The following is a 22,073-nucleotide window of genomic DNA, read 5'->3' on the forward strand; positions in this document are numbered from 1 at the left end:
CGCTTGCAAGGCTTCAGCCTTGCTGCGCACGGGCGCCTTGCAGCCAGCCCCTTTGCCAGCCAACGCGACGCCAGAAATAGGGTGAACAGGCCCTACCTCAACCGAACTTCATGCCTTTGGGCCGTGCCTGCAGCCGGTGGATGTACGCATCGAGCTTCGGGCGGTTGGTGCGCCCGCCGAAGGCGCGGTGCCAGATGAGCATCGAGCCGATCATCACGTCGGCGGCCGTGAACTGGGCGCCGAACAGGTAGGGACCGTCGCCGAGCTCGCGTTCGACGGCGTCCTTGGCCTGCTCGAAATCGGTCCAGCCGCGCGCGCTGTTGTTGCTCTTGATCTTCAGCAGGCTGTCGCCCATCGAGGGCTCGAGCTGCGCGGTCGAATAGACCATGAGCGACAGGTAGCGCCCGCGCTCGGGCGTGCCCACGGCCGGCGCCAGGCGCTTGCCGGGGTACTTCTCGGCGATGTACATGCAGATGGCCGCGTTCTCGAAGATGCGCGTGCGGCCGTCGACCAGCGCGGGCAGCTTGCCGGCCGGGTTGATCTTCAGGAACTCGGGGCGCTTGTGGGCGCCCTCCCGGATGAGGGTGGGCACGATCTCGTAGTCGACCTCGGCCTCGTCGAGCATCCACTTGGCGACCTGCGCACGGCTGCGCGGGTCGAAATACAGCTTCATCGTCATGCGGGATCTCCTTGGTGAGTGGGGAGAAGAGCGGTCAGAACTTGGGGATGCGCAGGGTCTTGCTGATCATCAGCGTGCCCGAGAGCGCGAACAGCAGCACCAGCGGGTGCAGCTGCCAGGGGCCGAGCGTCCAGGCGCCGCCCCACACGTTGGCGCCGAGGGCGCCCTTCGAGGCCGCGTAGGCCAGCACGCCCACCAGCACCACGCTGGTCGGGATCGGCGTGCCTTCGAAGTACTTCACCTTGTCGGCACCGGCCGAGAGCGCCTCGGCCGTCACGTTGTAGCGTGCGAGCCGGCTCACGCCGCAGCCGACGAAGTAGATGAGCACGGCGCAGTCCCAGCCGCCGTCCAGGCCGGCGGCGAAGCCGAGCGCGGCGGGGAGCACACCGAAGGAGATCACGTCGGCCAGCGAGTCGAGTTCGCGCCCGAGCGCCGACTGGGTCTGGCGCCAGCGTGCGATGCGGCCGTCGAGCACGTCGAAGATGAAGGCGGCCGGGGCGAGCGCCGCGGCCCAGTAGAAGTGGGCGAGTGACTGGCTGCGCATGAAGGCCATCGCGAAGAACACGGCCCCGACGCCGCAGGCCGCGTTGCCGAGCGTGAACACATCGGCCAGGTGAAAGCCGCGGATCATCGAGAAGTGCTTGCGGGCCGGCGGGGACGAAGGCGTGGTCATGAGGCGGGGAAAGCTGCGAAAGGAACCGCACCTTAACCCAAGCGCGGCCCGCTTTTTGTAGTCGCGCGCCGACGCCCCGTCGGCGCGCTCAGACGGCTGGCTGCGCCTTGGCCTCGACGATCCGCGCGAAGCGCCCGAGCAGGCCCGCCGCCGCGTCGGTGGGGCGCACGCCTTCGCGCAGCGCCGCGGCGTCGAGCCCGTCGGCGGCGAGGTCGCGGGCCAGCAGCTCGATGTAGCCGCCCATGGTCGTGGCGTCGAACTCGGGATGGAACTGCAGGCCCCAGGCCTGCGCGCCCACGCGGAAGGCGTGCACGGGCTCGTGCGCGCTGTGGGCCAGCTTCACCGCGCCCTCGGGCAGGCGCAGCGCGCTCTGCCAGTGGATCGCCTGTGCCGGGAACTGCGCGGGCAGGTCGCCCAGCAGCGCGTCGCCGGCGGCGGCCGCGTCGAGCGTGACGGTGACCGTGCCGACCTCGGGCCCTTGCGGGTGGTGGCCGGCCTCGCCGCCGAGCGCGTGCGCGAGCAGCTGGTGGCCGTAGCAGATGCCGAGCACGGGCGTGTCGCGCGCGACCAGTTCGGCGAGCCAGGCGGCGGTGGTTTCGCTCCAGGGTTCGCGGTGCGACACCATCGCGTGCGAGCCGGTGACGACCACGCCCGCGACCTGGCCGGGCGCGGGCAGCGTGTCGCCGCGGCGCGGGTCGACCACCACGAGGGGCAGGGTCTGCGTGCCGAGGCCGTCGGCGATCCAGTGCTCGAAGTCGCCGCGGCCTTCGCGCAGCGCGTCATGGGTGTCACCGACCTTGACGATGACCAGGGGATACGGGGGCGTGCTGTGCATGGCGTCGATCATGCCGCAGCGCAACGTGCGCCGGTCAGCGCCGGGACGATTCCCGACGGTGCAGCAGGTCCATGAAGGCACGGCCCACGGGCGAGGGCGAGCGCCCCGCGCGCGTGACCAGCCCGATGGGCCGCGACATCAGCGGGCGCTGCAGCGGCACGGTGGCCAGCTCGTCGTTCTGCGACAGCTGCAGCGCGAGCCGGGGCAGGGCGGTGAGCCCCAGCCCGGCCGCCACCAGCGCGCCCGCCACGGCCACGCTCGGGTATTCGAGCGCGGGCTGCACCTGCAGGCCGCGCTGCAGGAAGGCGGCGTCGGTGATCGGCCGGATGCTGCTCTGGAAGCTGCTCGCAATGAAGGGGCGCGTCGCGAACACCGACCACGACACCGAGGCCCGCGCGGCCAGCGGGTCGTCGCGCCGGCACAGCAGCACGAAGGGGTCGTCGCGCAGGTGGCGGTACAGCAGGGGCTCGTGCGCGCCGGGGCGCACGCTGAGGCCGAAGTCGGCGCGGCCTTCGTCCACCGCGGCGCGCACCGCATCGGCCGGCCCTTCGATCAACGAGAACTGCACCTGCGGATGCTGCTGGCGGAACTCGGCAATGGCGCCGGGCAGCAGCGCCACGCCGGTCGAGGGCAGCGCCGCGATGGTGAGGTGGCCGCTGCGGCCTTCGAGGAATTGCGACAGCTCGCTGAACGAGCTGTTGAAGTTCTCCAGGATGCGCAGCGCGATCGGCAGCAGCTCGCGCCCCGCCGGCGTGAGCTCGACGTGCCGCGTGTCGCGGTCGAACAGGCGCGTGCCCACCAGGTCTTCGACGATGCGCACCGTGCGACTGAGCGCCGGCTGCGACACATGCAGGGCCTGCGCGGCGGCGCGGAAGTTGGTGGTCTTCGCGACTTCGACGAAGGCCTCGAGCTGCTGGAGCGTGATGTCGACTCGCACGGACGCGGCTTCCCCGGAGTGGCTGTGGATTGATCCATCCAAGTTATCACAGATATAGGAATATTGTTCTTCACAGATCAATGCGCGACGCCGAGACTGGCGCATTCGATACACGGAGACAAGGGGCCCCGCGCCCCCGTGACATGGACACCAAAATTCTGGAAGGCATCCGGGTGCTCGAGCTCGGACAGGTGCTGGCGGGGCCCTTCGCGGGCGCGATCCTGGCGGACCTCGGCGCCGACGTCGTGAAGCTCGAGCGCATCGAGGGCGGCGACGACGCGCGCCACATGGGCCCGGCCTTTCGCCACGGCGACGCGCTCAACTTCCACGTCTTCAACCGCGGCAAGCGCTCGGTCGCCATCGACCTGAAGAGCGAAGAGGGCATGGCCGCCTTCGAGACCCTGGCGGCCGGCGCCGACATCCTCATCCACAACCTGCGCCCGGGCGTCACGCAGTCGATGGGCATCGACGGCCCCTCGCTGTGCGCGCGCCATCCGCGGCTCATCTACTGCGAGATCTCGGCCTTCGGCCACACCGGCCCGCTGCGCATGCAGCCGGGCTACGAGCCGCTGATCCAGGCCTTCAGCGGGCTGTCGAGCATCAACGGCGGACCCGACGATCCGCCGATGCGCACCGGCGCCTCGGTCTGCGACCAGGGCACCGGCATGTGGGCCGTGATCGGCGCGCTGGCGCTGCTGCAGCGGCGCCACCTCACGGGGCGGGGCGGCGTGGTGAGCACCTCGCTGCTGGAGACCGCGCTGGTCTGGACGGGCCAGAAGGCCGACGCCTACGTCAACGAAGGCCGGCTGCCCGAGCGCCACCGCTCGGGCCATCCGGGCTTCGTGCCTTACGAGTCTTTCGACACCGCTGATGCGCCGCTGCTGATCTGCTGCGGCAACGACCGGCTCTTCGCCAAGTTCGCGCACGAACTCGGACGCGACGACTGGACCACCGACGCGCGCTTCGCCGGCAACCGCCAGCGGCTGCAGCACAAGGCGGCGCTGTTCGACGAGATCGGCCCGCTGCTGCGTGCGCGCACCCGCGCCGACTGGATGGCGCGCTTCACCGCCGCCGGCGTGCCCTGCGCGCCGGTGCACACCGTGCCCGAGGCGGTTGCGCATCCGCAGGTCGAGGCGCTGGGCATGCTGCAGCCCGTGCCGGGCGAAGACTTTCGCCTCACGGCGCTGCCGATGTCCATCGACGGCGTGCGGCCCGCGCACCGCGCGGTCGCGCCCCGGCTGGGCGAGCACAACGCGGCCCTCGGCGCGCCGCCGGTGCCGCCGCGCGACGGCGCCTGAGCGGCCGCACCTTTTCCCTTCTTAAAACTACATCCCACCGGAGACATCACCCATGCGCACTTCCATCTTCCGCCTCGGCGCGGTCCTGGCCTTCGCGGTCGCGGCGGCGGCACCTGCCCACGCGCAGGACTACCCCGCCAAGCCCCTCACCGTCGTCGTGCCCTTCGCGGCCGGCAGCGGCACCGACCAGCAGGCGCGCAGCTTCGCGCAGGCCCTGACCACCGAGTACAAGGTGCCGGTGATCGTGGAGAACCGCGCGGGCGCCAGCGGCTTCTTGGCTGCGCAGTACGTCGCCAAGGCCGCGCCCGACGGCTACACGTTGCTGATGACCACCAACACCACGCACGCCGCCAACGAGCACCTGTACAAGAAGCTGCCCTACGACCCGGTGAAAGACTTCACGCCGGTCGGGCTGCTGTCCAAGGGCCACATGCTGCTGCTGGTGGGGGCCGATTCGCCGATCAAGTCGGTGGCCGACCTCGTGGCGGCGGCGAAGAAGTCGCCGGGCAAGCTCAACTTCGGCAGCGGCAGTTCGTCCAGCCGCGTGGCGAGCGAGTTGCTCAAGCAGATGGCGGGCATCGACATGGTGAACGTGCCCTACAAGAGCAACCCGATGGCCATCACCGACCTGCTGGGCGGGCAGGTCGACTTCATGTTCGCCGACGCGCCCACGGCGCTGCCGCACGTCAAGAGCGGCAAGCTGCGCGCGCTGGCCGTGAGCGGCGACAAGCGCCTGGCCGCCGTGCCCGCGCTGCCGACCGTGGCCGAGGCGGGCGTGAAGGGCTACGACATGTCGTACTGGACGGCCGTCTACCTGCCGCCGGGCGCGCCAGCGGCCGTCACGCGCAAGCTCAACGAGATGCTGGTGAAGGTGTCGGCCTCGCCGGCCATCGTCGCCTACCAGGCCATCTCCAGCGGCGAGGCGGCCACCGGCACGCCCGAGGCGCTCGCGAAGTTCCAGGCCGCCGAGTCGCAGAAGTGGGGCCGCGTGATCCGCGCGGCCGGCATCGAACCCGAATGAGCCGCGCGATGAACACGCCCCACACGCAGCAGAAGACCGTGCGCATCGGCGGCGCCTCGGGCTTCTGGGGCGACAGCAGCACGGGCGCGCCGCAGCTCGTGGCGCACGGCGGCATCGACTACCTCGTGTTCGACTACCTCGCCGAACTCACGATGTCGCTGCTGGCCGGCGCGAAGCTGAAGAACCCCGACGCCGGCTACGCCACCGACTTCGTCACCACCGCCATGGCCGCCGTGCTGCCCGACGTGATGCGCCAGGGCATCCGCGTGATCGCCAACGCCGGCGGCGTGAACCCGCGCGCCTGCGCCGCCGCGCTCACGCAACTGGCGGCCGGCATGGGGCTCGCGCCGCGCATCGCCGTGATCACCGGCGACGACGCGCTGCCGCATGCCGAGGCGCTGCGTGCGCAGGGCATCGGCCACATGGGCACGGGCGCGCCGCTGCCCGAACGCCTCGTGAGCGCCAACGCCTACCTGGGCGCCGTGCCGATCGCGCGGGCGCTCGATGCCGGCGCGCAGATCGTCATCACGGGCCGCTGCGTCGACAGCGCCGTCACGCTCGGCGCGCTGATGCACGAATTCGGCTGGGTCGACGACGACTGGGATCGCCTCGCGGGCGGCAGCCTGGCCGGCCACATCATCGAATGCGGCGCGCAGGCCACCGGCGGCCTGCACACCGACTGGGAGCAGGTGCCCGACTGGGCCCACATCGGCTACCCGGTGGTCGAATGCGCGGCCGACGGCAGCTTCGTCGTCGGCAAGCCGCCCGGCACCGGCGGGCTGGTGAGCCGCGCCACCGTGGGCGAACAGCTGCTGTACGAGATCGGCGACCCCGCGGCCTACCTGCTGCCCGACGTGACCTGCGACTTTCGCACCGTGCAGATCGAGGCCGTGGGCGCGAACCGGGTGCGCGTTTCGGGCGCGAGAGGACGTGCGCCCTCGGGTCGCTACAAGGTCACGGCCACCTACGCCGCGGGCTACCGCTGCAACGCCGAGCTGCTGATCGTCGGCTTCGACGCCGCCGCCAAGGCGCGGCGCAGCGGCGAGGCGATGCTGCGCCGCACGGGCGACCTGTTCGCGCAGCGCGGCTGGGCCGACTTCTCGGCCACCCACATCGACGTGCTGGGCGCCGAGCAGTGCTACGGCCCGCACGCCACCGCCCAGCCGCCGCGCCAGGCGGTGCTGCGCGTGGCCGTCACGCACGCGGACAAGGCACCGCTCGAACTCTTCGCGCGCGAGATCTCGGCGGCCGGCACCTCGTGGGCGCCCGGCACCACCGGCCTGGGCGGCGGGCGGCCGTCGGTGGCGCTGTCGATCCGGCAGTTTCCGCTGCTGGTGGACAAGGCGCTGTTCACGCCCGTGGTCGAGATGGCGGGCGAGTCGTGGCCCGTGGCCGTGAGGGCGCAGGCGGCGCAGGTCGCCATGGCCGATGAGGTGGCGCCGCAGGCGGACGCCACCGACCCGGACGCGGACGACGAATGGCTCGAAGTGCCGCTGATCCGCCTGGCCTATGGCCGCAGCGGCGACAAGGGCGACGTCTCGAACATCGGCATCCTCGCGCGCGAGCCGCGCTTCCTGCCCGTGCTGCGCGAGCAGCTCAGCGCGCAGGCCGTGCGCGCCTACATGTCGCACCTGGTCGAAGGCGAGGTGACGCGCTACGAACTGCCCGGCATCGGCGCCTTCAACTTCGTCTGCGAAGCGGCGCTGGGCGGCGGCGGCATGGCCTCGCTGCGCACCGACCCGCTGGGCAAGAGCATGGCGCAGATCCTGTTGTCGATGCCGGTGCGCATCGCGGCCCGCCGGCTGCGCGCGGCCTGAGCCGACGCGCCGCCGGGCCCGCGTTTTCAGCGCGGGCCCACGCCATCGCGCACTGCTTTCGGATTCGTCCGATGGCCTGCCGCGGTGGTTTTTCCTAGAGTGCTTCGTTCCCTGGGCGCTGGCCGTTTTCCGGCCGGCCCGCTCTTCCTTTTCTTCGTCAGATGGCTGCCTTTTTTTGTGAAGGCGCTCGAAGCACGCCATGTCCTTGTCCAGATTCCTCTCCTTCCATCCCCGCCTGCGCGCGGGCCGCTGGGTGCTTGCCGCCTCCACGCTGGTCGCGGGCTGCGGCCCCGTCGCGGTCACGTCGTACGTGCCGCTGCCGCCGATGCCGCCGCCCTCCGAACCGATGAACATGGCCGTGCCTGTCGCGGTGTCGGCCACGACCGCGCGCAAGGGGGCCGTGTACCGGCCCGCGCCCGCGGTGGTGCCCGAGCTGGCGCAGGTCGTGTTCTTCCGCCGCGCCACGTCCACGCCCAGCACGGGCGCGGCGCATGTGTATGTCGACGGCGAGTTCCACGCCGCGCTGATGCCCAACGGCTTCACGCGCCTGTGCGTGGCGCCGGGCGCGCATTCGCTGGAGGCCTACATCGACGGTGCGCCGCTGTACGCGGGCAAGTCGCAACCGAAGACGCAGGCCGTGCTCGAAGGCGGGCAGACGGTGTTCGTGGCCGTGTCGGAAATGGGCGAGGGCGCGCCGGTGCCCCACGGCAGGGTCGCGGCCGAGCGCCTGCTCAAGAGCGCGCGCGAGCAACGGCAGGTGATCAGCCGCGCGGTCCGCGTGCAGCCCTGCCGCGAGCCGTCGCGGCCCGCCCGCCGGGCCTGACGCGGCCCGACGGCCTTCAGCGGATGTGCGTCGCGTAGGCCGCCTCGGCGGCCTCCAGCTGGGTCCAGAAGCCTTGCGGCGCGCGCCCGTGCAGCACCTCGTCGAGCACGCCCAGGTGCGCGTGCCAGCCGCTGGCCACGCTCAGCGTTTCCTTGCGGTCGGGCAGGCGGCGGTGCGTGAGCACCAGGTGCGTGGCGTGCGCGCCCTGCGGCGACAGTTCGAAGCTGACTTCGGACGCGTCCTCGCGCTCGCTGCCCCAGCTGATGACCAGCAGGGTCGGCGGCTCGATGCGCAGCACGCGCGAGTGCTGCACATGGGTCTCGCGGTAGGCCGCGAAGCGCTCGGGCGCGACTTCGCCCGACAGCCCGGTGTGCTGGAAGCGCAGCTCGAACACCGCGCCGGGCGCCTGCGCCATGGTGCCGCCGGCCAGCCAGCTGCGGCGCTTATCGGGGTCGACGAGGTAGGTCCACACGCGGTCGATGGGCGCGGGCAGGGTGCGCTCGATGCGCAGGGTGCCGGGCTCGGTCTGCGTGCCCAGGCTGTGCTTCAAGGTCGTGGTCATGGGTCGGTGCTCCTTGGGTGAATGAGGGGAGAGACGTTGTTCACGCGCGGCTGCGGCCGTCGTCGTGGGCATCGCGCCGCAGCGCATCCGCCAGGGCGTCCAGGCGGTGGTTCCAGAAGACTTCGTACGCGCGCAGCCAGGCATCGGCCGTGGCGAGCGCCGCCGGTTCCAGCCGACACACGTGCGCGCGGCCCTGCACGGTGCGCGACACCAGCCCCGCACGCTCCAGTGTCTTGACATGTTTGGAGGCGCCCGCGAAGGACATGCGAAACGGCGCGCCCAGCTCGCCCACGCTGCATTCGCCCTGCGCGAGCAGCTGCAGCATGGTGCGCCGCGTGCTGTCGGCCAGGGCGTGGAACACGGCGTCGAGCCGTTCGTCTTCGATTTCAAGTTCAACCATGAAGTTGAATATAGATTGGTCCCGAAGAAAATTCAACCAGAAGGTTGAATGAGGTGAATGGCGTTACACCTGATACACCCGGGACGCCGTGCGCGCCCCGGGCGCTGGAAGCGCGGCAGCGGCGCTCCTACGATGCCTTTCATTCCATCCACTCGCGAAAAGAAAGACGCACGCACATGAACCCTCTGATCCAGCGCCGCACCCTGTTGCTCGCCGCCGCCGTGACCCCGCTCGCCGGCGCCTGCAGCGCATGGCCGAAGAAGGGCGCGCAGTCGGACGCCGAAACGCAGCTCGCCGAACTCGAGCGCGCCTGCGGCGGGCGCCTGGGCGTGTCGGGCTTCCACACCGGCAGCGGCGCGCGCCTGCAGCACCGCGCGCATGAGCGCTTTCCGCTGTGCAGCACCTTCAAGCTGGTGCTCGCCGCGGCGGTGCTCGAACGCAGCGCGACCGACGCCAGCCTGCTCGGGCGTCGCGTCAGTGTCGGCAAGGGCGACCTGGTGTCGCACTCGCCGGTCGCCGAGAAACACCTCGCCACCGGCATGACCGTGAACGAGATGTGCGCCGCCACCATGCAGTACAGCGACAACGCCGCCGCCAACCTGCTGCTGAAGGTGCTGGGCGGGCCGGCCGCCGTCACCGCGTTCGCGCGGCGCATCGGAGACACCACCTTCCGCCTCGACCGCACCGAGCCCGAGCTGAACACCTCCATTCCCGGCGATCCGCGCGACACGACCACGCCTGCGGCCATGTCCGACACGGTGCAGCGGCTGGCGCTCGGCGATGCGCTCGGCGCGCCGCAGCGCGAGCAGATGCGCGAATGGCTGCTCGGCAACACCACCAGCACCGAACGCTTCCTGGCCGGCGTGCCCAAAGGCTGGCGTGTGGGCGACAAGACCGGCGCGGGTTCTTACGGCAGTACCAACGACGTCGGCGTGCTGTGGCCGCCGTCGGGCGCGCCGCTGGTGCTGTCGGTCTACCTGACCTTCCCCGACAAGGACGCGAAGGGCCGCAACGACGTGGTTGCCTCGGCCACGCGCATCGCCGTCAAGGCCCTCGCAGGCTGAGTCAGCGGCGGGGCCACAATGGGCGCCCCATCTTTCCCCGTCGCCCCATGGACCTGAGGTCTCTTCGCTATTTCATCGCGGTGCTCGAAGCCGGCAGCCTGTCGCGCGCGGCCGCGTCGCTGTACGTGGCGCAACCCGCGCTGACCGCGCAGATCAAGAAGCTCGAGGCCGAACTCGGCACGCAGCTGTTCGACCGCTCGCACGTGGGCGTCACGCCCACGGCCGCGGGGCTGCAGCTGTACCAGGACGCGCGGCGCCTGCTGTCGGATGCCGCGGCGATGCGCGAGCGGCTGCAGCGCGCGCCCGACGGGCCCGAGGGCTCGGTCACGGTGGCGGTGCCGTTCCTGCTGGCCTCGCTGCTGCTCGGGCCGGTGCTGGCGCGGCTGAAGCAGTCGCACCCGCGCATCCGCGTGTTCGTGATCGACGACCTGAGCCTGATGGTGCGCAAGGCCATGGTCGATCGCCGCGCCGACATCGGCCTGCTGGTCGACACCCCCAGCGTTGAAGGGCTGGACGTGCGTCCCTTCGTGCGCGAAGGCATGTTCCTCTGCGGCTTCGATGCCAAAGGAGAGGTGGCGGCACTGCTCGGAAAAAGCGCGAAGGGTGGGCGCGCGAAGAAGGGCGCACCGGTGCGTCCCACGGTGCCTTTCGCGCGCGCCGCGAACTTGCCACTGGTGCTGCAGTCGCGCCGCTTCAGCATCCGCCAGCGCGTCGAGGCGGCGGCCGAAGCGGTGGGCGTGGAACTCAACGTGGTGCACGAGCACGACTCGGCGCGCGTGCTGCGCTCGCTCTACCTGGCGGGCGCGGGCTTCACGGTCACGCCCGCCTGCGCGCTCGCGGACGGGCCGGGCGATCAGCCGAACTGGTTGATCGCACGCATCGTCGAGCCCGAGCTGGCGCGCACCTACCACCTGGCCACGCCGGCCGGCAAGGCGCCCGATGCGGCCACGCAGCTCGTGAGGCAGGCGCTGGCCGACGAGGCGCGCTCGATGATCGCCTCGGGCCGTTGGGACGCGCAGTTCCTGGGCGACGGCAAGGCGTAGCCATCGCGCACGGCGGTGCCGTGCGCCGGGGTCATCATCTTTTGTGATGGCCGCGCATCAGCAATCGGTATTTGTTGTGCGGCGGCGTTGTTTGCGAAAGTTCTCCCCACGGTGCACAGGCACCGGCCTCAAGGAGACAACTTGCCCTCACTTTCGCCCGAGGTCGCCAACGTCGGCGAACTCGCATCCCGCGCCGCCCGCCTGCATGCGCGGCAGATCGCCGTGACCAGCCCGCAGCGCGCCTGCACCTACGAACAGCTCGACCGGCGCGCCAACCGCCTGGCCAATGCCCTGCGCGGGCTCGGCCTGCAGCGCGGCGACCGCGTGGGCGTGTACCTGCCCAACTGCGTCGAGATCGTCGAGCTGGAGCTGGCCTGCTACAAGGCCGCGCTGGTGAAGGCGCCGATGAACGCGCGGCTCGCACCGGTCGAGGTGGCCGAGGTCATCGAGAACAGCGACGCCGCGCTGATCGTCACCACCGCCGCGCGCGCCGAGACTTTCCTGCCGCTGCTGAAGGGCGCGGCCCCGAAGCTGTTGCTGCTCGACGCGGCCGAAGGCGCGCCCGCTTCCTACGAAGGCCAGCTGGCACGCGCGAGCGACGCCTTCACCTGCGAGCGCGTGCGCGCCGACGAGCTGGCCGTGCTGCACTACACCTCGGGTTCCAGCGGCGTGCTCAAGGCCGCGATGCAGACCTTCGGCAACCGGCTGGCCCAGCTGCGCAAGTTCCTCTCGCGCAGCGAAGGCCTGCGCCCCGGCGACCTGTTGGGGCTGGTGGGGCCGATCACGCACGCCTCGGGCATGCAGATCGTGCCGGCGCTGTGCAGCGGCGCGACCATCCGTCTGTTCACCGGCTTCGAGCCCGCGCGCTTCCTGGACGACATGAAGAAGGAGCGCGTGACCCACACCTTCATGGTGCCCACCATGATCAACATGCTGCTGGCCGAGCTGCAGGGCCGCTACCGGCCGCTGCCCGACCTGCAGCGCCTGGGCTACGGCGCCGCGCCGATGGCGCCCGCGCGGATCATGCAGGCGATGGACGTGTTCGGCCCCGTGCTGTCGCAGGGCTACGGCGCGGGCGAAACCACCTCGGGCGTGTGCGGCCTCTCGGTGGAAGACCACCTGTTCGCGCGTGCCGCCATGCCCGAGCGGCTGGCCTCGTGCGGCCGGCCCTTCCTCGAATCGCTGGTGGAGATCGTCGACGACGAAGGCCGGCCGGTGGCGCCCGGCGAGGTGGGCGAGATCGTGGTGAGCGGCGAGGACATCTTCGCCGGCTACTGGCGTGCGCCCGAGCTCACGGCCGAGGTGCTCAAGCAGGGCCGCTACCACACGGGCGACCTCGCGCGCGCCGACGACGAGGGCTACATCTACATCGTCGATCGCAAGAAGGACATGGTCATCAGCGGCGGCTTCAACGTGTACCCCTCGGAGGTCGAGGCCGTGCTGTACCAGCACGCGGCGGTGGCCGAGGCCTGCGTGTTCAGCGTGCCCGACGACAAGTGGGGCGAGGCGGTGGCCGCGCACATCGTGCTGAAACCGGGCGCCTCGCCCGACACGGCCGGGCTCGACGATTTCTGCGCCGCGCGGCTCGCGGGCTTCAAACGGCCGCGCCGCATCGAGTTCGTCGAGTCGCTGCTGAAGAACGCCAACGGCAAGGTCGCGCGCAAGGCGATCCAGACGCCGTACTGGGCCGGCCACGCGCGGCGCGTCAATTGAACAAGAGCGAAGAGAACGACATGGACACCACGCTGACTCCTTCCGCCGCACCCACCGAGGCTTCGGCCATTCGCGCGCCGCTGTTCGACGGCCCCTTCGAGGGCTCGCCGCGCGCGGCCGAGCTGATCGCCCGCATCGGCGATTTCCTGAACGGCGAACTGGCCGACCTGGTGCGCGAGAAGGGCATCGACCACGAGCACGGCCCCGACAGGGAGACGCTGCGCCACGTCTGGCGCCGCTCGCACGCGATGGGCTTCTACGGCATGACGCTGCCGCCGGCGATGGGCGGCCTGGGCCTGTCGCTGCTCGATCATGTGCTGGTGAAGGAATCGATCTACGCCAGCGGCTCGCCGCTCGCGCCGCATGTGTTCGGAGAACTCAGCGGGCCGCCGCGCGTCGGCGCATTGGCCAAGTTCGCGACGCCGGAGCAGATGGCGCAGTTCATCCGTCCCGTGGCGCAGGCCGAGAAGGCGATCTGCTTCGCGCTCACCGAGGCCGAGGCCGGCTCCGATGCCGGCGCGGTGCAGACGCAGGCGCGGCGCGAGGGCGACGTGTATGTGCTCAATGGGCGCAAGCGCTTCATCTCGGGCTCGCCCTTTGCCGATCTCGCGGTGCTCATGGCGTCGACTTCGGACGATCCGGCGCGCCGCGAGGTGACGGCGTTCTTCGTCGACCTGACGCAGCCGGGCGTCGAGGTGCAGGCGGGCTACAAGACCATGGCGGGCCAGTCGACCACGGGCGACATCGTGCTCACCGATTGCCGCGTGCCGGCCGCGAACCTCATCGGCGAACCCGGCAAGGGGCTGGCGCTGGCGCTGGGGCGCATCACGGTCAACCGGCTGCTGCACTGCCCGGGCATGGTGGGGCTGGCGACCGTGGCGCTGAAGGACGCGCGCGACTACGCACGCACGCGCCGCCAGTTCGGCCGCGCCATCGCGCAGTTCCAGGCGATCCAGCATTCGCTGGCCGACATGGCGACGCAGCTGTGCGCGGCGCGCGCGCTGATGCTGTCGACCGCGCGGCAGATCGACGCCGGCGGCGACCCGCGCGCCGAGGCCTCGATGGCCAAGCTGTTCTGCTCGGAGGCCGCGTTCCGCGTGGCCGACGCGGCGGTGCAGATCCACGGCGGCGAAGGCATCGTGCAGGGGCGGCGCGTGGAGTTTTTGTTCCGCATGCTGCGCATGTACCGCGTGCTCACGGGCACGAGCGAGATCCAGAAGAACATCATCGCGCGCGAGCTGATCGGCGACGTGGCCTGAGGCCGAACCAGACAATCAGGAGACAAGACAAGCCATGACTCTCATCAATGCCCATCGCCGCGCGCTGTGCGGCGCGATCGCGGCCTCGGCGCTGCTGCCGGCCGTTGCTCGCGCAGCGGGCGCGAACGCCTCCGCCTGGCGGCCGACCCGCCCGGTCAAGTGGGTCGTGCCGTACCTGGCCGGCACCGGCCCGGACAACGGCGCGCGCATCCTCGCGGAAGCGCTCGGGCCCTTGCTGGGGCAGCCGGTCGTCATCGAGAACCGGGGCGGCGCGGCCGGCAACATCGGCGCGCGCCAGGTCGCGCGCGCCGCGCCCGACGGCTACACCTGGATCTACTCGAGCGCGCCCATGGCCGCCAACATGCGCATGCAGCAGAACCCGGGCTACGACGCGCTCAAGGACTTCCGCCACATCATGCGGCTGACCACCTCCGACGTGCTGCTGGTGGTGAATGCGGGCTCGGGCATCCAGACCCTGCAGGAACTCGTGGCGCGTGCGCGCGCCAACCCCGGCAAGCTCGACTACGCCTCGGGCGGCGTCGGCACACCCTCGCACCTGGGCGTGGAGCTGTTCCTGCAGGCGGCGGGCGTGCAGGCCACGCACGTGCCGTACAAGGGCGCGTCGGAAATCGTCAACGCGGTGCTGGGCAACCAGGTGAACTTCGGCATGCCGATCTTCTCGGTGGCGCTGCCGCACGTGCAGGGCGGCAAGCTGCGCGCCCTCGGTGTGGCCGGCGCCAAGCGCAACGCGGCCTTGCCGCAGGTGCCGACGCTGGCTGAGCTGGGGCTGCGCGGGGTCGAGCTCACGTCGTGGGGCGGCGTCTCGGTGCCGGCGGGCACGCCCGACGCGATCGCTGCGCGCATCTACGAGGTGTTCGGCCAGGCGCTGAAGCAGCCATCGGTGATCGCTGCGCTGACGGAGCTGGGCAGCGAGGTGAGCCCGTCGACGACCGAGGCCTACGTGCAGGGCTTCGCGAGCGAGATGGAACTGACCGAGCGGATGATGAAGACCGCGAAGCTGCAGCCGTTGTAAGAACCAGGCTTCAGAGCACGAACCAGCCGACAGCCACGTAGTGGCTCGTGGTGCCGGCCAGCACGAACAGGTGCCAGGCGCCGTGCGCGTGGCGCAGCCCCCGCCGGTTGCGATAGAACACCGTGCCCACCGTGTAGAGCACGCCGCCCGCGACCAGCCAGGCCAGGCCGGTGGCGTGCAGCTTGGCCGCCAGCGGCGCGGCGGCCAGCACGCCGAGCCAGCCCATGCCGATGTACAGCGGCAGCGAAGGCTTCTTCGCCGTGCCGGTCTCGGCGGGCTTCAGCTCGCGCCAGATGCCGAAGCACGCGGCGCTCCAGATCGCGGCGAGCAGCAGCCAGCCCCAGGGGCCTTGCAGCGTGACGAGCGCGAAGGGCGTGTAGGTGCCTGCGATGAGCAGAAAGATCGCGCAGTGGTCGGCGCGCTCCCACAGGCGCTTGCTGCGACCGCGCGTGCTGTGAAAGAGCGTGGAGGCCGCGTACAGCGCCACGGCCGAGAGCGAGAACACCAGCCCGCCCGCGATGCGCGCCGGGTCGCCCGTGGGCAGCGTCTTGGCGAGCAGCAGCGCGGCCGCCGGCAGTGCGAGCAGCAGGCCGAACAGGTGGCTGTAGCCGTTGAGTCGTTCGCCGGGGTACATGGGATGGAATGGAGTGGGTGCGTCGGGCGCCCGCGATCCTAGGCAACCCCCATGACTGCCCCGTGACCGGGCAAACCCTGTCTGGATTCTGGTTGCAAATGTTTACATTCAGCGGCCGGGATGCGTTCCCGACACCCGCCGCGTGCTTTGGCGCACCCGCGCCGGCGGGCCTTCTCACCGCGAGGGACTGCCGATGAAAAAAAGTTTGATGTCGTGGCGCCGGGCTGCTGTCCTGTGCGTCGCCATGGGGAGCGCCGCTGTCGCTTGTGCGCAAGTGCAGCAGTTCAAGTGGGGCCACATCTACGAGCCCGCGAGCATCTTTCACCAGCAGGCCGAACTGGCGGCGCGCAAGATCGCCGAGCAGTCCGAGGGCAAGATCAAGATCGAGGTGGTGCCCGCCTCGAAGCTGGGGCAGGAGCGCGACTACGCGCTGATGCTCGCCAACGATTCCATGCAGATCGCCTACGTCGGGCAGGCCACGCTGGCCGAGGGCTATCCGCCGCTGGGCCTGGGCAGCTACCCCTTCGCCTTCAAGGACCTGGACCACGTGCGCAAGTACCTCGCGAGCCCGCTGCTCGCGGACCTGATGAAGGGCTACAACGAACGCAGCGGCAACCGCATGGTCGCGTCGGTCTACTACGGCGCGCGGCAGGTGACCTCGGGCAAACCGCTGCAGCGCCCCGAGGACTTTCGCGACCTGCGCCTGTACGTGCCCGACGCCGCGGCCTACCAGCTCTTCGCCACCGCGCTCGACGCCAAGCCCGTGTCGCTGCCGTTCAACAGCCTGTACGGCGCGCTCAAGAAGAACGAGGTCGAGGCGCAAGAGCATCCGCTGGGCACGGTGCGCGCCAAGCAGCTGTACGAGGTGCAGAAATACGTGCAGCTCACGGGCCACATCTACGACACGCTGGGCATCGTCATCGGCAAGGCCGCCTGGGCCCGGCTCACGCCGGCGCAGCAGGCGATGGTGGAGAAGACGCTGGCCGACACGGCCAAGTGGACCAACGTCGGCGTGATCGCCAGCGAACTCGAAGACGAGCAGTTCCTGCGCGGCAAGGGCATGACGGTGCAGCCGGTCAACCGCCTGCCGCTGCTGGAGCGCGTGACGAAGCGCTCCACGCCCGAGCAGATGGGCGCGCGGCCGGGCGACTTCGCCAAGCTGCAGGCGCTCGCCGGCGCCGCGAACTAGCCCGCGCGCTGCCGGTAACCGCGCGGCGTGCTGCCGGTCCACGTGCGAAAGGCGCGGTGGAAGGCCGGCGTGTTGTCGAAGCCGACCGAGGCGGCGATGCGGTCGATGGGCTCGCGCGTCTTCACGAGGCGCTGGATCGCGAGGTCGCGCCGCACCTCTTCCTTCAGTGCACGAAAGCTGGTGCCCTCGGCCGCGAGCTGGCGCGACAGCGCGCGTTCCGACATGTGCACCGCGCGCGCCGCCGCGCCCAGCGTGGCGTCCGACGCGAGGTGCGCGGCGACGAACTCGCGCACCGTGGCGCTGGTGGTGTCGTGGTCGAAGGTGACGAAGATCCAGTCGTCGGGCGCGCGGCGCACGAAGTCGAGCAGTTCGGCGCGCGTGCGCTGGAAGGTCTGGCGCAGCACGGGTTCGGCAAAGCGCACCGAAGACGTGTCCTGCTCGAACTGCAGCGGGCCCGGGAACAGGTTGGCGTACTCGTCGAAGCGCGCCGGGCGCGGGAACGCAAAGCCGACGCCCAGCACCGGCAGCTGCCGCCCCATGAGCCACGAGGCCACGCCGTGGATCAGCTTGACCATCAGCGCATGGCCGAAGGGCGTGGTGGGCCGCGCGGCGGCTTCGGGGTGCGGCGCGATGGCGATCGTGGCCACGCCGTGGGCGCGGGTCATGCGCAGGCGATGGTCGTCCAGCAGCAGGTTCCAGAAGCGCGTGAAGCGGTACATGGCGACCATGAGCGAGGGCGCGTCGAGCAGGCTGAGCCCGAGGTACTTGAGCGCGCCCGCGCGGATCGGGCGCGACCACAGGCCCAGCATCTCGTCGCCCATGAACAGCGACACGCACTCGTACATGCGAACGAACTGCTCGCGCGTGACGCGCGCGCCGTCCTGGCGCAGCAGCTGCGGCGAGAGGCCGGCCTGCGCGGCCAGCAGGTCGATGTCGCGCGGGCTCAGCTGGCGGCGCGCGCCACTCAGCAGGTGCTGCAGGAAGCTGACGGCGACGGTGGCGCGCTCTGGCGGCATGACGGGTTCAAAAGACGGTTGGCGGAATCTGCAAATGAATGGGCGCGATCTGCAAGCAATGGCGCAGCGCCCAGGGCTATCGTAGCCCTGAAGCGCCCCATTCTGGTGGCGGAACCCGCAACAACCCAAGGAGCCCTGCCGTGATCGAACGGAACGTCACCCTGCACATGGACGAAGAGGTCGCCGTCGTGACCCTGAACCGTCCCGCCAAGCGCAACGCCATCGACGAGGCCACGCTGGCCGCGCTGGACGCCGTGTTCTCCGCACTGCCGCGCGAGGCCAAGGCCGTGGTGCTGACCGGCGCGGGGCCGCATTTCTGTGCCGGGCTCGACCTCAAGGAGCACCACGACAAGGAACGCACGGCGGTCGACTTCATGCGCGTGTGCCAGCGCTGGCACAGCACCTTCGACAAGATCCAGTACGGCGGCATCCCGGTGGTCGCGGCGCTGCACGGCGCGGTGGTCGGCGGCGGGCTGGAACTGGCGGCGGCCACGCATGTGCGCGTGGCCGACCCGTCGACCTACTTCGCGCTGCCCGAGGGGCAGAAGGGCATCTTCACGGGCGGCGGCGCGACGGTGCGCGTGGCGCGCATCATCACGCCGGGCCGCATGGTCGAGATGATGCTCACCGGCCGCGTGCTCGACGCCCGCGCCGGCAAGACGCTGGGCCTGGCGCACGAGATCGCCGCACCCGGCGAGAGCCTGCGCGCCGCGATGGTGCTGGCCAAGCGCGTGGCGAAGAACGCGGCGCTGTCGAACTACGCGATGGTGACGTCGATCAGCCGCATCGCCGACATGTCGGCCACCGACGGCATGTTCGCCGAGTCGCTGATGGCGGCGGTGGTGCAGACCGGCGGGGAAGTGCAGACGCGGCTGGGGGCGTTCGTCGACAAGTCGCTCGCCAAGGTCACGCCCGAACAGGTCGCGGGCTGAGGCGAGGCCTCAGGCGTCGAAGGCGCGCCGCAGTTCGCTCGATAGCGTGCCCGCCAGCGCCTCGCGCTGCGGCGCGGGGCGCCAGAAGCTGCGCGTGAGGGCGCCGGTCGATTCCCATTCGGGATGGCTGCGCGCCGGCTGCACGGCGCGCACGGCGCCGGCGGCGGCACGCATCAGCGTGTCGTCTTCGTCTGCCGACGGGGCCTCGGCCCGGATGCGCTCCACGGCCGCATGGCCGCGCCGCTCCAGCGCCTGCGCCAGCTGCAGCTGCCATGCCGCGAGCGTGAACAGCACGCTGTCTTCCACCGTGAGCTCGTGCATGTCGCGCAGCTTGTTGGCCAGCTTGCGCCCGAGCGGGCCCCAGCCCTGCGACACCGCACCGCCGATGGCGCCGCCCAATGCCGCGCCCGCGCCCAGCGACAGGCCCGCCACCGCGAGGTCGGCCACCACGCCCACGGCCGCGCCGATGACCGCGCCCTTGCCCAGGCGCAGGCCCGCGTCCTTCATCGCCTCGGGGTTGAAGAAGTCGAGCGTCCAGCGGCCTTCGATGATCGGCAGCGGCGCTTCGTCGGCATCGCCCTGGCGAAAGCCGTAGAGCGCGAGCAGGTCGTCGGTGCAGCGCTGGGCCTTGTCGAACACGTCCTTCTGCACGCCGGCGACCAGCGCCTGGCGGCGCGTGGCATCGGCGAACTCGGCGGCCGGCACGGTGCGGCGGATGGACGCGGCATCGACCAGCAGGTCCGCGATGCGCGTGCAGGCCGACTGGCGGCGCGCATCGGCCTCGGCGTCGAGCGCGTCGACCACGCCGCGCAATGCGTCGCGGCGGTCGCGCAGCAGGGTGGCCAGGTCGTTGTAGAGGTCGTGCTCGGCGCCCACGAAAGGCGCCGCCGCATCGAAGCGCACCTGCACGTGCAGGCCGTAGGCGGAGAGCAGTTCCTTCCAGGCCGGCTCGCGGCTGGCGGCGTCGCGCACGAAGTTGAGCACCGGCAGCACTGGACGCGCGCAGGAGTTCAGCAGTTCGATCTCGTCGCGGAACTTGGGCAGCACCGGTTCGCGCACGTCGATCACGAGAAAGGCAGCGTCGATGTCGAGCATCGCGCGCAGCACCTTGGCCTCCTGCTCGAACACGCCCTGCGCCTCGGGGCCCTGCAGAAAGCGGCGGATGCGCTCGGGCGGCGTGGCCTGCTGCGCGGCGTCGAGGCCGGCCAGGTGCTCGCGCAATGCGACCGCGTCTTCGAGGCCCGGCGTGTCGAGGAAGCGCACGGCCGGCTGGCCGTTCACCTCGAGATCGACCGACTCGACATGGCGCGTGGTGCCCGGGCGCTGCGACACCTCGCCGAAGTTCACGCGCCGCGTGAGCGTGCGCAGCAGCGAGGTCTTGCCCGCGTTGGTGTGGCCGACGACGGCGATGCGGATCGGGGTGGTCATGCGGTGGCGGTGCCTTCCGTGAAGACGGCATCGAGCCGGTCGCTCGCGACCACGTGGGCCAGCCCTGCGTCGCGCAGCCAGTCGCGCCAGCGCTGCGTGGCGGTGGTGTTGGGCGCGTCGGCCAGCCAGAGGCGGCATTCGCCGCAATGCGCCAGCACCTCGCGCAGGAAGCGCTCGGTGCCGCGGTCGGGGCTCGAGGCCGCGTGGCAGACCAGCAGCACGGTGCGCGGGTGGACCTGCGCGAGCTGGTCGAGCAGCGCGCGGCGCGCCGGGGCGCTGCCGTCGATGCGAACCGCCGATGCCGGCAGGCCGGCGGGCGGCCAGGGCAGGTCGGGCGGCAGTTCGAAGCCGACGACGAACAGGCCGTCGTGCTGCTCGGAGGCCGGCAGGCCCGTGGGCGCGGCGGGGTGCGCGCGGCCCGGGTCGGCATCGACGATGGCAGGCGGCGCCAGCGCGGCGAAGCGTGCCAGCAGCTTGCGGTAGTAGGGCGCCTGCCAGTCGGGTTGCAGGGCCGGGCGACGGTGGCGGCAGACGGCGGCGCTCAGCAGCACCAGCGCCAGGCGCGGCAGCAGGCCGTACACCGCGATGCAGCCGGTGAGCCAAAGCGCCCAGGTGCGCTGGGCCGCAGCGACTGGCGCCGCCGATTGCACGGTGGCCGCATCGGGCACCGGAAAGCCGAACTGTGCCGGCAGCCAGCCCAGTGCCTGCACCACGCGCACGAAGAAGGCGGGCTCGAGGATGGTGGTTTCCCAGCTCAGCGTGTAGCTGCGAAAGGCGAGGGCGAACAGCATCGCGGCCAGCACCACGGCGAACGACAGCGCCCAGATGCCGTGGCTCACGAGCCCGAAGGCCCAGGGCAGCAGGCGCGCACGCGTGAGCAGTCCCGTGGCCGCGCGCACCAGTTGCGGCGCCTGCCCGCGCTGGCCGCTCGCCACGCGCGCCGTGAGCGACAGCCACAGCCAGCCCAGCGAGGCCGTGCCGAAGGTGCCCGACGGCAGCCACAGGCCGGCCAGCCAAAAGAGCAGCGTGAGCGCATGCAGGCCCAGCAAGCTCACGAGCGCGACGATCACGTTGATGTGGCGGTCGTTGCCGCCGACCACCTGGCCCGCCAGGCCCAGCCCCGCGATCACGACCAGCGCCACCAGCGCCAGCAGCACCCACGGTGCCCATTGCCGGCCGCGCGCGAGTTCGGCCTGCAGGCCCATGCGCTCGCCGAGCTGGCGGGCACGTTCAACGATGCGGGTGGGGCCGTCGGCTGCGCGCGAGGCCGCGGTGCGAAGGGCCGACGCGTCGTCGAGCGGGCCGTTCTGTTCGGTCCATCGGACCGCCTCGGTGATCACCGCATCCGGGAAAGCAGGTTCGCGCAGTGCGGTGGTGGTCAACAGGGTCCCTTCTTCTTCGCCAATGACGCCCCGGCGCAGGAATGCAGGGGCGGGGCGCGCAAATTATGCCCGGCGCATGCAGAAGGCCTGCCCAAGAGAAACGGGGCCGCGAACGGCCCCGTGGCGCTGCGCTTGCGGATTCAGCGCAGGCCGAAGAACGACAGCACGGCGACGACGACCACGACCAGGCCGACGATGTAGATGATGGAATTCACGCGAAGGCTCCTAGTGGTTGGCGATGACCCAGCATCGGGCGCCCGCCGGCGTGCGGGTGTCGGCGAGGGACGGTGCGTGCTGTAGGACTCGCGAAGCGCGCACACGGCGACAAATGCCCG

General features: G+C 71.2%; 21 protein-coding genes. 11 read left to right on the forward strand and 10 right to left on the reverse strand.

Annotation, left to right across the window (positions count from 1 at the left end; translation table 11 throughout):
• Positions 1-97: 97 nt before the first annotated feature.
• The 4 genes from AC07OX_RS31320 to AC07OX_RS31335 all read right to left on the reverse strand — a co-directional run bounded on the left by AC07OX_RS31320 (position 98) and on the right by AC07OX_RS31335 (position 3,124).
• Complete coding sequence (locus AC07OX_RS31320; RefSeq protein ID WP_369632401.1) at positions 98-679, reverse strand: glutathione S-transferase family protein; 582 nt, start codon at positions 677-679, stop codon at positions 98-100.
• A 34-nt stretch (positions 680-713) separates the two neighbouring features.
• Positions 714-1,352, reverse strand: a complete 639-nt coding sequence (locus AC07OX_RS31325) for a CDP-alcohol phosphatidyltransferase family protein (protein ID WP_062475593.1) — start codon at positions 1,350-1,352, stop codon at positions 714-716.
• Between the two features lie 88 nt (positions 1,353-1,440).
• Positions 1,441-2,187, reverse strand: a complete 747-nt coding sequence (locus tag AC07OX_RS31330; RefSeq protein WP_495261808.1) for a glutamine amidotransferase — start codon at positions 2,185-2,187, stop codon at positions 1,441-1,443.
• Positions 2,188-2,221: 34 nt separating this feature from the next.
• Positions 2,222-3,124, reverse strand: coding sequence for a LysR family transcriptional regulator (locus tag AC07OX_RS31335; protein WP_495261807.1), 903 nt, complete (start codon positions 3,122-3,124; stop codon positions 2,222-2,224).
• A gap of 143 nt (positions 3,125-3,267) precedes the next feature.
• On the opposite strand from AC07OX_RS31335, the gene AC07OX_RS31340 reads away from it, so the two are divergent.
• The 4 genes from AC07OX_RS31340 to AC07OX_RS31355 all read left to right on the forward strand — a co-directional run bounded on the left by AC07OX_RS31340 (position 3,268) and on the right by AC07OX_RS31355 (position 8,083).
• Entirely contained in the window at positions 3,268-4,422 is a 1,155-nt protein-coding gene (locus AC07OX_RS31340; RefSeq protein WP_447743487.1) for a CaiB/BaiF CoA transferase family protein, read from the forward strand.
• 52 nt (positions 4,423-4,474) lie between these two features.
• The gene (locus AC07OX_RS31345; protein WP_307693966.1) at positions 4,475-5,443 is read left to right on the forward strand and encodes a Bug family tripartite tricarboxylate transporter substrate binding protein; all 969 of its coding nucleotides are present in this window, start codon (positions 4,475-4,477) and stop codon (positions 5,441-5,443) included.
• An 8-nt stretch (positions 5,444-5,451) separates the two neighbouring features.
• Positions 5,452-7,260 (forward strand): acyclic terpene utilization AtuA family protein, encoded by a 1,809-nt coding sequence (locus tag AC07OX_RS31350; RefSeq protein WP_495261806.1) that lies wholly within the window; start codon positions 5,452-5,454, stop codon positions 7,258-7,260.
• Between the two features lie 199 nt (positions 7,261-7,459).
• Positions 7,460-8,083, forward strand: coding sequence for a hypothetical protein (locus AC07OX_RS31355; RefSeq protein ID WP_495261805.1), 624 nt, complete (start codon positions 7,460-7,462; stop codon positions 8,081-8,083).
• Between the two features lie 16 nt (positions 8,084-8,099).
• On the opposite strand, the gene AC07OX_RS31360 is transcribed toward AC07OX_RS31355, so the two are convergent.
• Both AC07OX_RS31360 and AC07OX_RS31365 read right to left on the reverse strand, forming a co-directional pair.
• Positions 8,100-8,645, reverse strand: coding sequence for an SRPBCC family protein (locus tag AC07OX_RS31360; protein ID WP_495261804.1), 546 nt, complete (start codon positions 8,643-8,645; stop codon positions 8,100-8,102).
• Positions 8,646-8,685: 40 nt separating this feature from the next.
• Positions 8,686-9,045: an ArsR/SmtB family transcription factor gene (locus AC07OX_RS31365; RefSeq protein WP_159272202.1), complete on the reverse strand. Its 360-nt coding sequence runs from the start codon at positions 9,043-9,045 to the stop codon at positions 8,686-8,688.
• 176 nt (positions 9,046-9,221) lie between these two features.
• Between AC07OX_RS31365 and bla the strand changes: the two genes are divergently transcribed.
• The 5 genes from bla to AC07OX_RS31390 all read left to right on the forward strand — a co-directional run bounded on the left by bla (position 9,222) and on the right by AC07OX_RS31390 (position 15,157).
• Complete coding sequence (gene bla, locus AC07OX_RS31370) at positions 9,222-10,109, forward strand: class A beta-lactamase (RefSeq protein WP_495261803.1); 888 nt, start codon at positions 9,222-9,224, stop codon at positions 10,107-10,109.
• A 47-nt stretch (positions 10,110-10,156) separates the two neighbouring features.
• Positions 10,157-11,152 carry a LysR family transcriptional regulator gene (locus AC07OX_RS31375; RefSeq protein WP_495261802.1) on the forward strand — a complete coding sequence of 332 codons (996 nt, stop codon included), beginning with the start codon at positions 10,157-10,159 and terminating at the stop codon, positions 11,150-11,152.
• A 141-nt stretch (positions 11,153-11,293) separates the two neighbouring features.
• The gene (locus AC07OX_RS31380; protein ID WP_495261801.1) at positions 11,294-12,865 is read left to right on the forward strand and encodes an AMP-binding protein; all 1,572 of its coding nucleotides are present in this window, start codon (positions 11,294-11,296) and stop codon (positions 12,863-12,865) included.
• Positions 12,866-12,885: 20 nt separating this feature from the next.
• Positions 12,886-14,124 (forward strand): acyl-CoA dehydrogenase family protein, encoded by a 1,239-nt coding sequence (locus tag AC07OX_RS31385; RefSeq protein WP_495261800.1) that lies wholly within the window; start codon positions 12,886-12,888, stop codon positions 14,122-14,124.
• Between the two features lie 34 nt (positions 14,125-14,158).
• The gene (locus AC07OX_RS31390; protein WP_307693958.1) at positions 14,159-15,157 is read left to right on the forward strand and encodes a tripartite tricarboxylate transporter substrate binding protein; all 999 of its coding nucleotides are present in this window, start codon (positions 14,159-14,161) and stop codon (positions 15,155-15,157) included.
• Between the two features lie 10 nt (positions 15,158-15,167).
• Here AC07OX_RS31390 and trhA read toward each other — a convergent pair whose 3' ends face one another.
• A complete protein-coding gene (trhA, locus tag AC07OX_RS31395; RefSeq protein WP_354347693.1) occupies positions 15,168-15,791 on the reverse strand; it encodes a PAQR family membrane homeostasis protein TrhA in 624 nt (207 codons plus the stop codon).
• A 193-nt stretch (positions 15,792-15,984) separates the two neighbouring features.
• Here trhA and AC07OX_RS31400 point away from each other — a divergent pair, with 193 nt between their 5' ends.
• Complete coding sequence (locus AC07OX_RS31400) at positions 15,985-16,980, forward strand: sialic acid TRAP transporter substrate-binding protein SiaP (protein ID WP_492678398.1); 996 nt, start codon at positions 15,985-15,987, stop codon at positions 16,978-16,980.
• Here the strand turns inward: AC07OX_RS31400 and AC07OX_RS31405 are convergent.
• Positions 16,977-17,996, reverse strand: a complete 1,020-nt coding sequence (locus tag AC07OX_RS31405; protein ID WP_062475623.1) for an AraC family transcriptional regulator — start codon at positions 17,994-17,996, stop codon at positions 16,977-16,979. The two genes, AC07OX_RS31400 and AC07OX_RS31405, sit on opposite strands and share 4 nt — an antisense overlap.
• Positions 17,997-18,136: 140 nt before the next feature.
• Between AC07OX_RS31405 and AC07OX_RS31410 the strand changes: the two genes are divergently transcribed.
• Positions 18,137-18,928, forward strand: a complete 792-nt coding sequence (locus AC07OX_RS31410) for a crotonase/enoyl-CoA hydratase family protein (protein ID WP_255221122.1) — start codon at positions 18,137-18,139, stop codon at positions 18,926-18,928.
• Positions 18,929-18,937: 9 nt separating this feature from the next.
• Here the strand turns inward: AC07OX_RS31410 and AC07OX_RS31415 are convergent, their stop codons facing one another.
• The gene (locus tag AC07OX_RS31415; RefSeq protein ID WP_495261799.1) at positions 18,938-20,356 is read right to left on the reverse strand and encodes a GTPase/DUF3482 domain-containing protein; all 1,419 of its coding nucleotides are present in this window, start codon (positions 20,354-20,356) and stop codon (positions 18,938-18,940) included.
• On the reverse strand, positions 20,353-21,738 hold the full coding sequence (locus AC07OX_RS31420; protein WP_495261798.1) for a DUF2868 domain-containing protein: 1,386 nt from the start codon (positions 21,736-21,738) through the stop codon (positions 20,353-20,355). Before AC07OX_RS31420 ends, AC07OX_RS31415 begins: the two co-directional genes overlap by 4 nt.
• Positions 21,739-22,073 lie beyond the last annotated feature (335 nt).

It is taken from the genome of Variovorax sp. GW821-FHT09D07, assembly GCF_059416345.1.

Coding starts and splice junctions, on each gene's coding strand:
- AC07OX_RS31405 (WP_062475623.1), bottom strand. CDS start 17,996: ATGCCGCCAGAGCGCGCCACCGTCGCCGTCAGCTTCCTGCAGCACCTG.
- AC07OX_RS31330 (WP_495261808.1), bottom strand. CDS start 2,187: ATGCACAGCACGCCCCCGTATCCCCTGGTCATCGTCAAGGTCGGTGAC.
- AC07OX_RS31415 (WP_495261799.1), bottom strand. CDS start 20,356: ATGACCACCCCGATCCGCATCGCCGTCGTCGGCCACACCAACGCGGGC.
- AC07OX_RS31360 (WP_495261804.1), bottom strand. CDS start 8,645: ATGACCACGACCTTGAAGCACAGCCTGGGCACGCAGACCGAGCCCGGC.
- AC07OX_RS31350 (WP_495261806.1), top strand. CDS start 5,452: ATGAACACGCCCCACACGCAGCAGAAGACCGTGCGCATCGGCGGCGCC.
- AC07OX_RS31365 (WP_159272202.1), bottom strand. CDS start 9,045: ATGGTTGAACTTGAAATCGAAGACGAACGGCTCGACGCCGTGTTCCAC.
- bla (WP_495261803.1), top strand. CDS start 9,222: ATGAACCCTCTGATCCAGCGCCGCACCCTGTTGCTCGCCGCCGCCGTG.
- AC07OX_RS31320 (WP_369632401.1), bottom strand. CDS start 679: ATGACGATGAAGCTGTATTTCGACCCGCGCAGCCGTGCGCAGGTCGCC.
- AC07OX_RS31345 (WP_307693966.1), top strand. CDS start 4,475: ATGCGCACTTCCATCTTCCGCCTCGGCGCGGTCCTGGCCTTCGCGGTC.
- AC07OX_RS31390 (WP_307693958.1), top strand. CDS start 14,159: ATGACTCTCATCAATGCCCATCGCCGCGCGCTGTGCGGCGCGATCGCG.
- trhA (WP_354347693.1), bottom strand. CDS start 15,791: ATGTACCCCGGCGAACGACTCAACGGCTACAGCCACCTGTTCGGCCTG.
- AC07OX_RS31325 (WP_062475593.1), bottom strand. CDS start 1,352: ATGACCACGCCTTCGTCCCCGCCGGCCCGCAAGCACTTCTCGATGATC.
- AC07OX_RS31375 (WP_495261802.1), top strand. CDS start 10,157: ATGGACCTGAGGTCTCTTCGCTATTTCATCGCGGTGCTCGAAGCCGGC.
- AC07OX_RS31355 (WP_495261805.1), top strand. CDS start 7,460: ATGTCCTTGTCCAGATTCCTCTCCTTCCATCCCCGCCTGCGCGCGGGC.
- AC07OX_RS31400 (WP_492678398.1), top strand. CDS start 15,985: ATGAAAAAAAGTTTGATGTCGTGGCGCCGGGCTGCTGTCCTGTGCGTC.
- AC07OX_RS31340 (WP_447743487.1), top strand. CDS start 3,268: ATGGACACCAAAATTCTGGAAGGCATCCGGGTGCTCGAGCTCGGACAG.
- AC07OX_RS31385 (WP_495261800.1), top strand. CDS start 12,886: ATGGACACCACGCTGACTCCTTCCGCCGCACCCACCGAGGCTTCGGCC.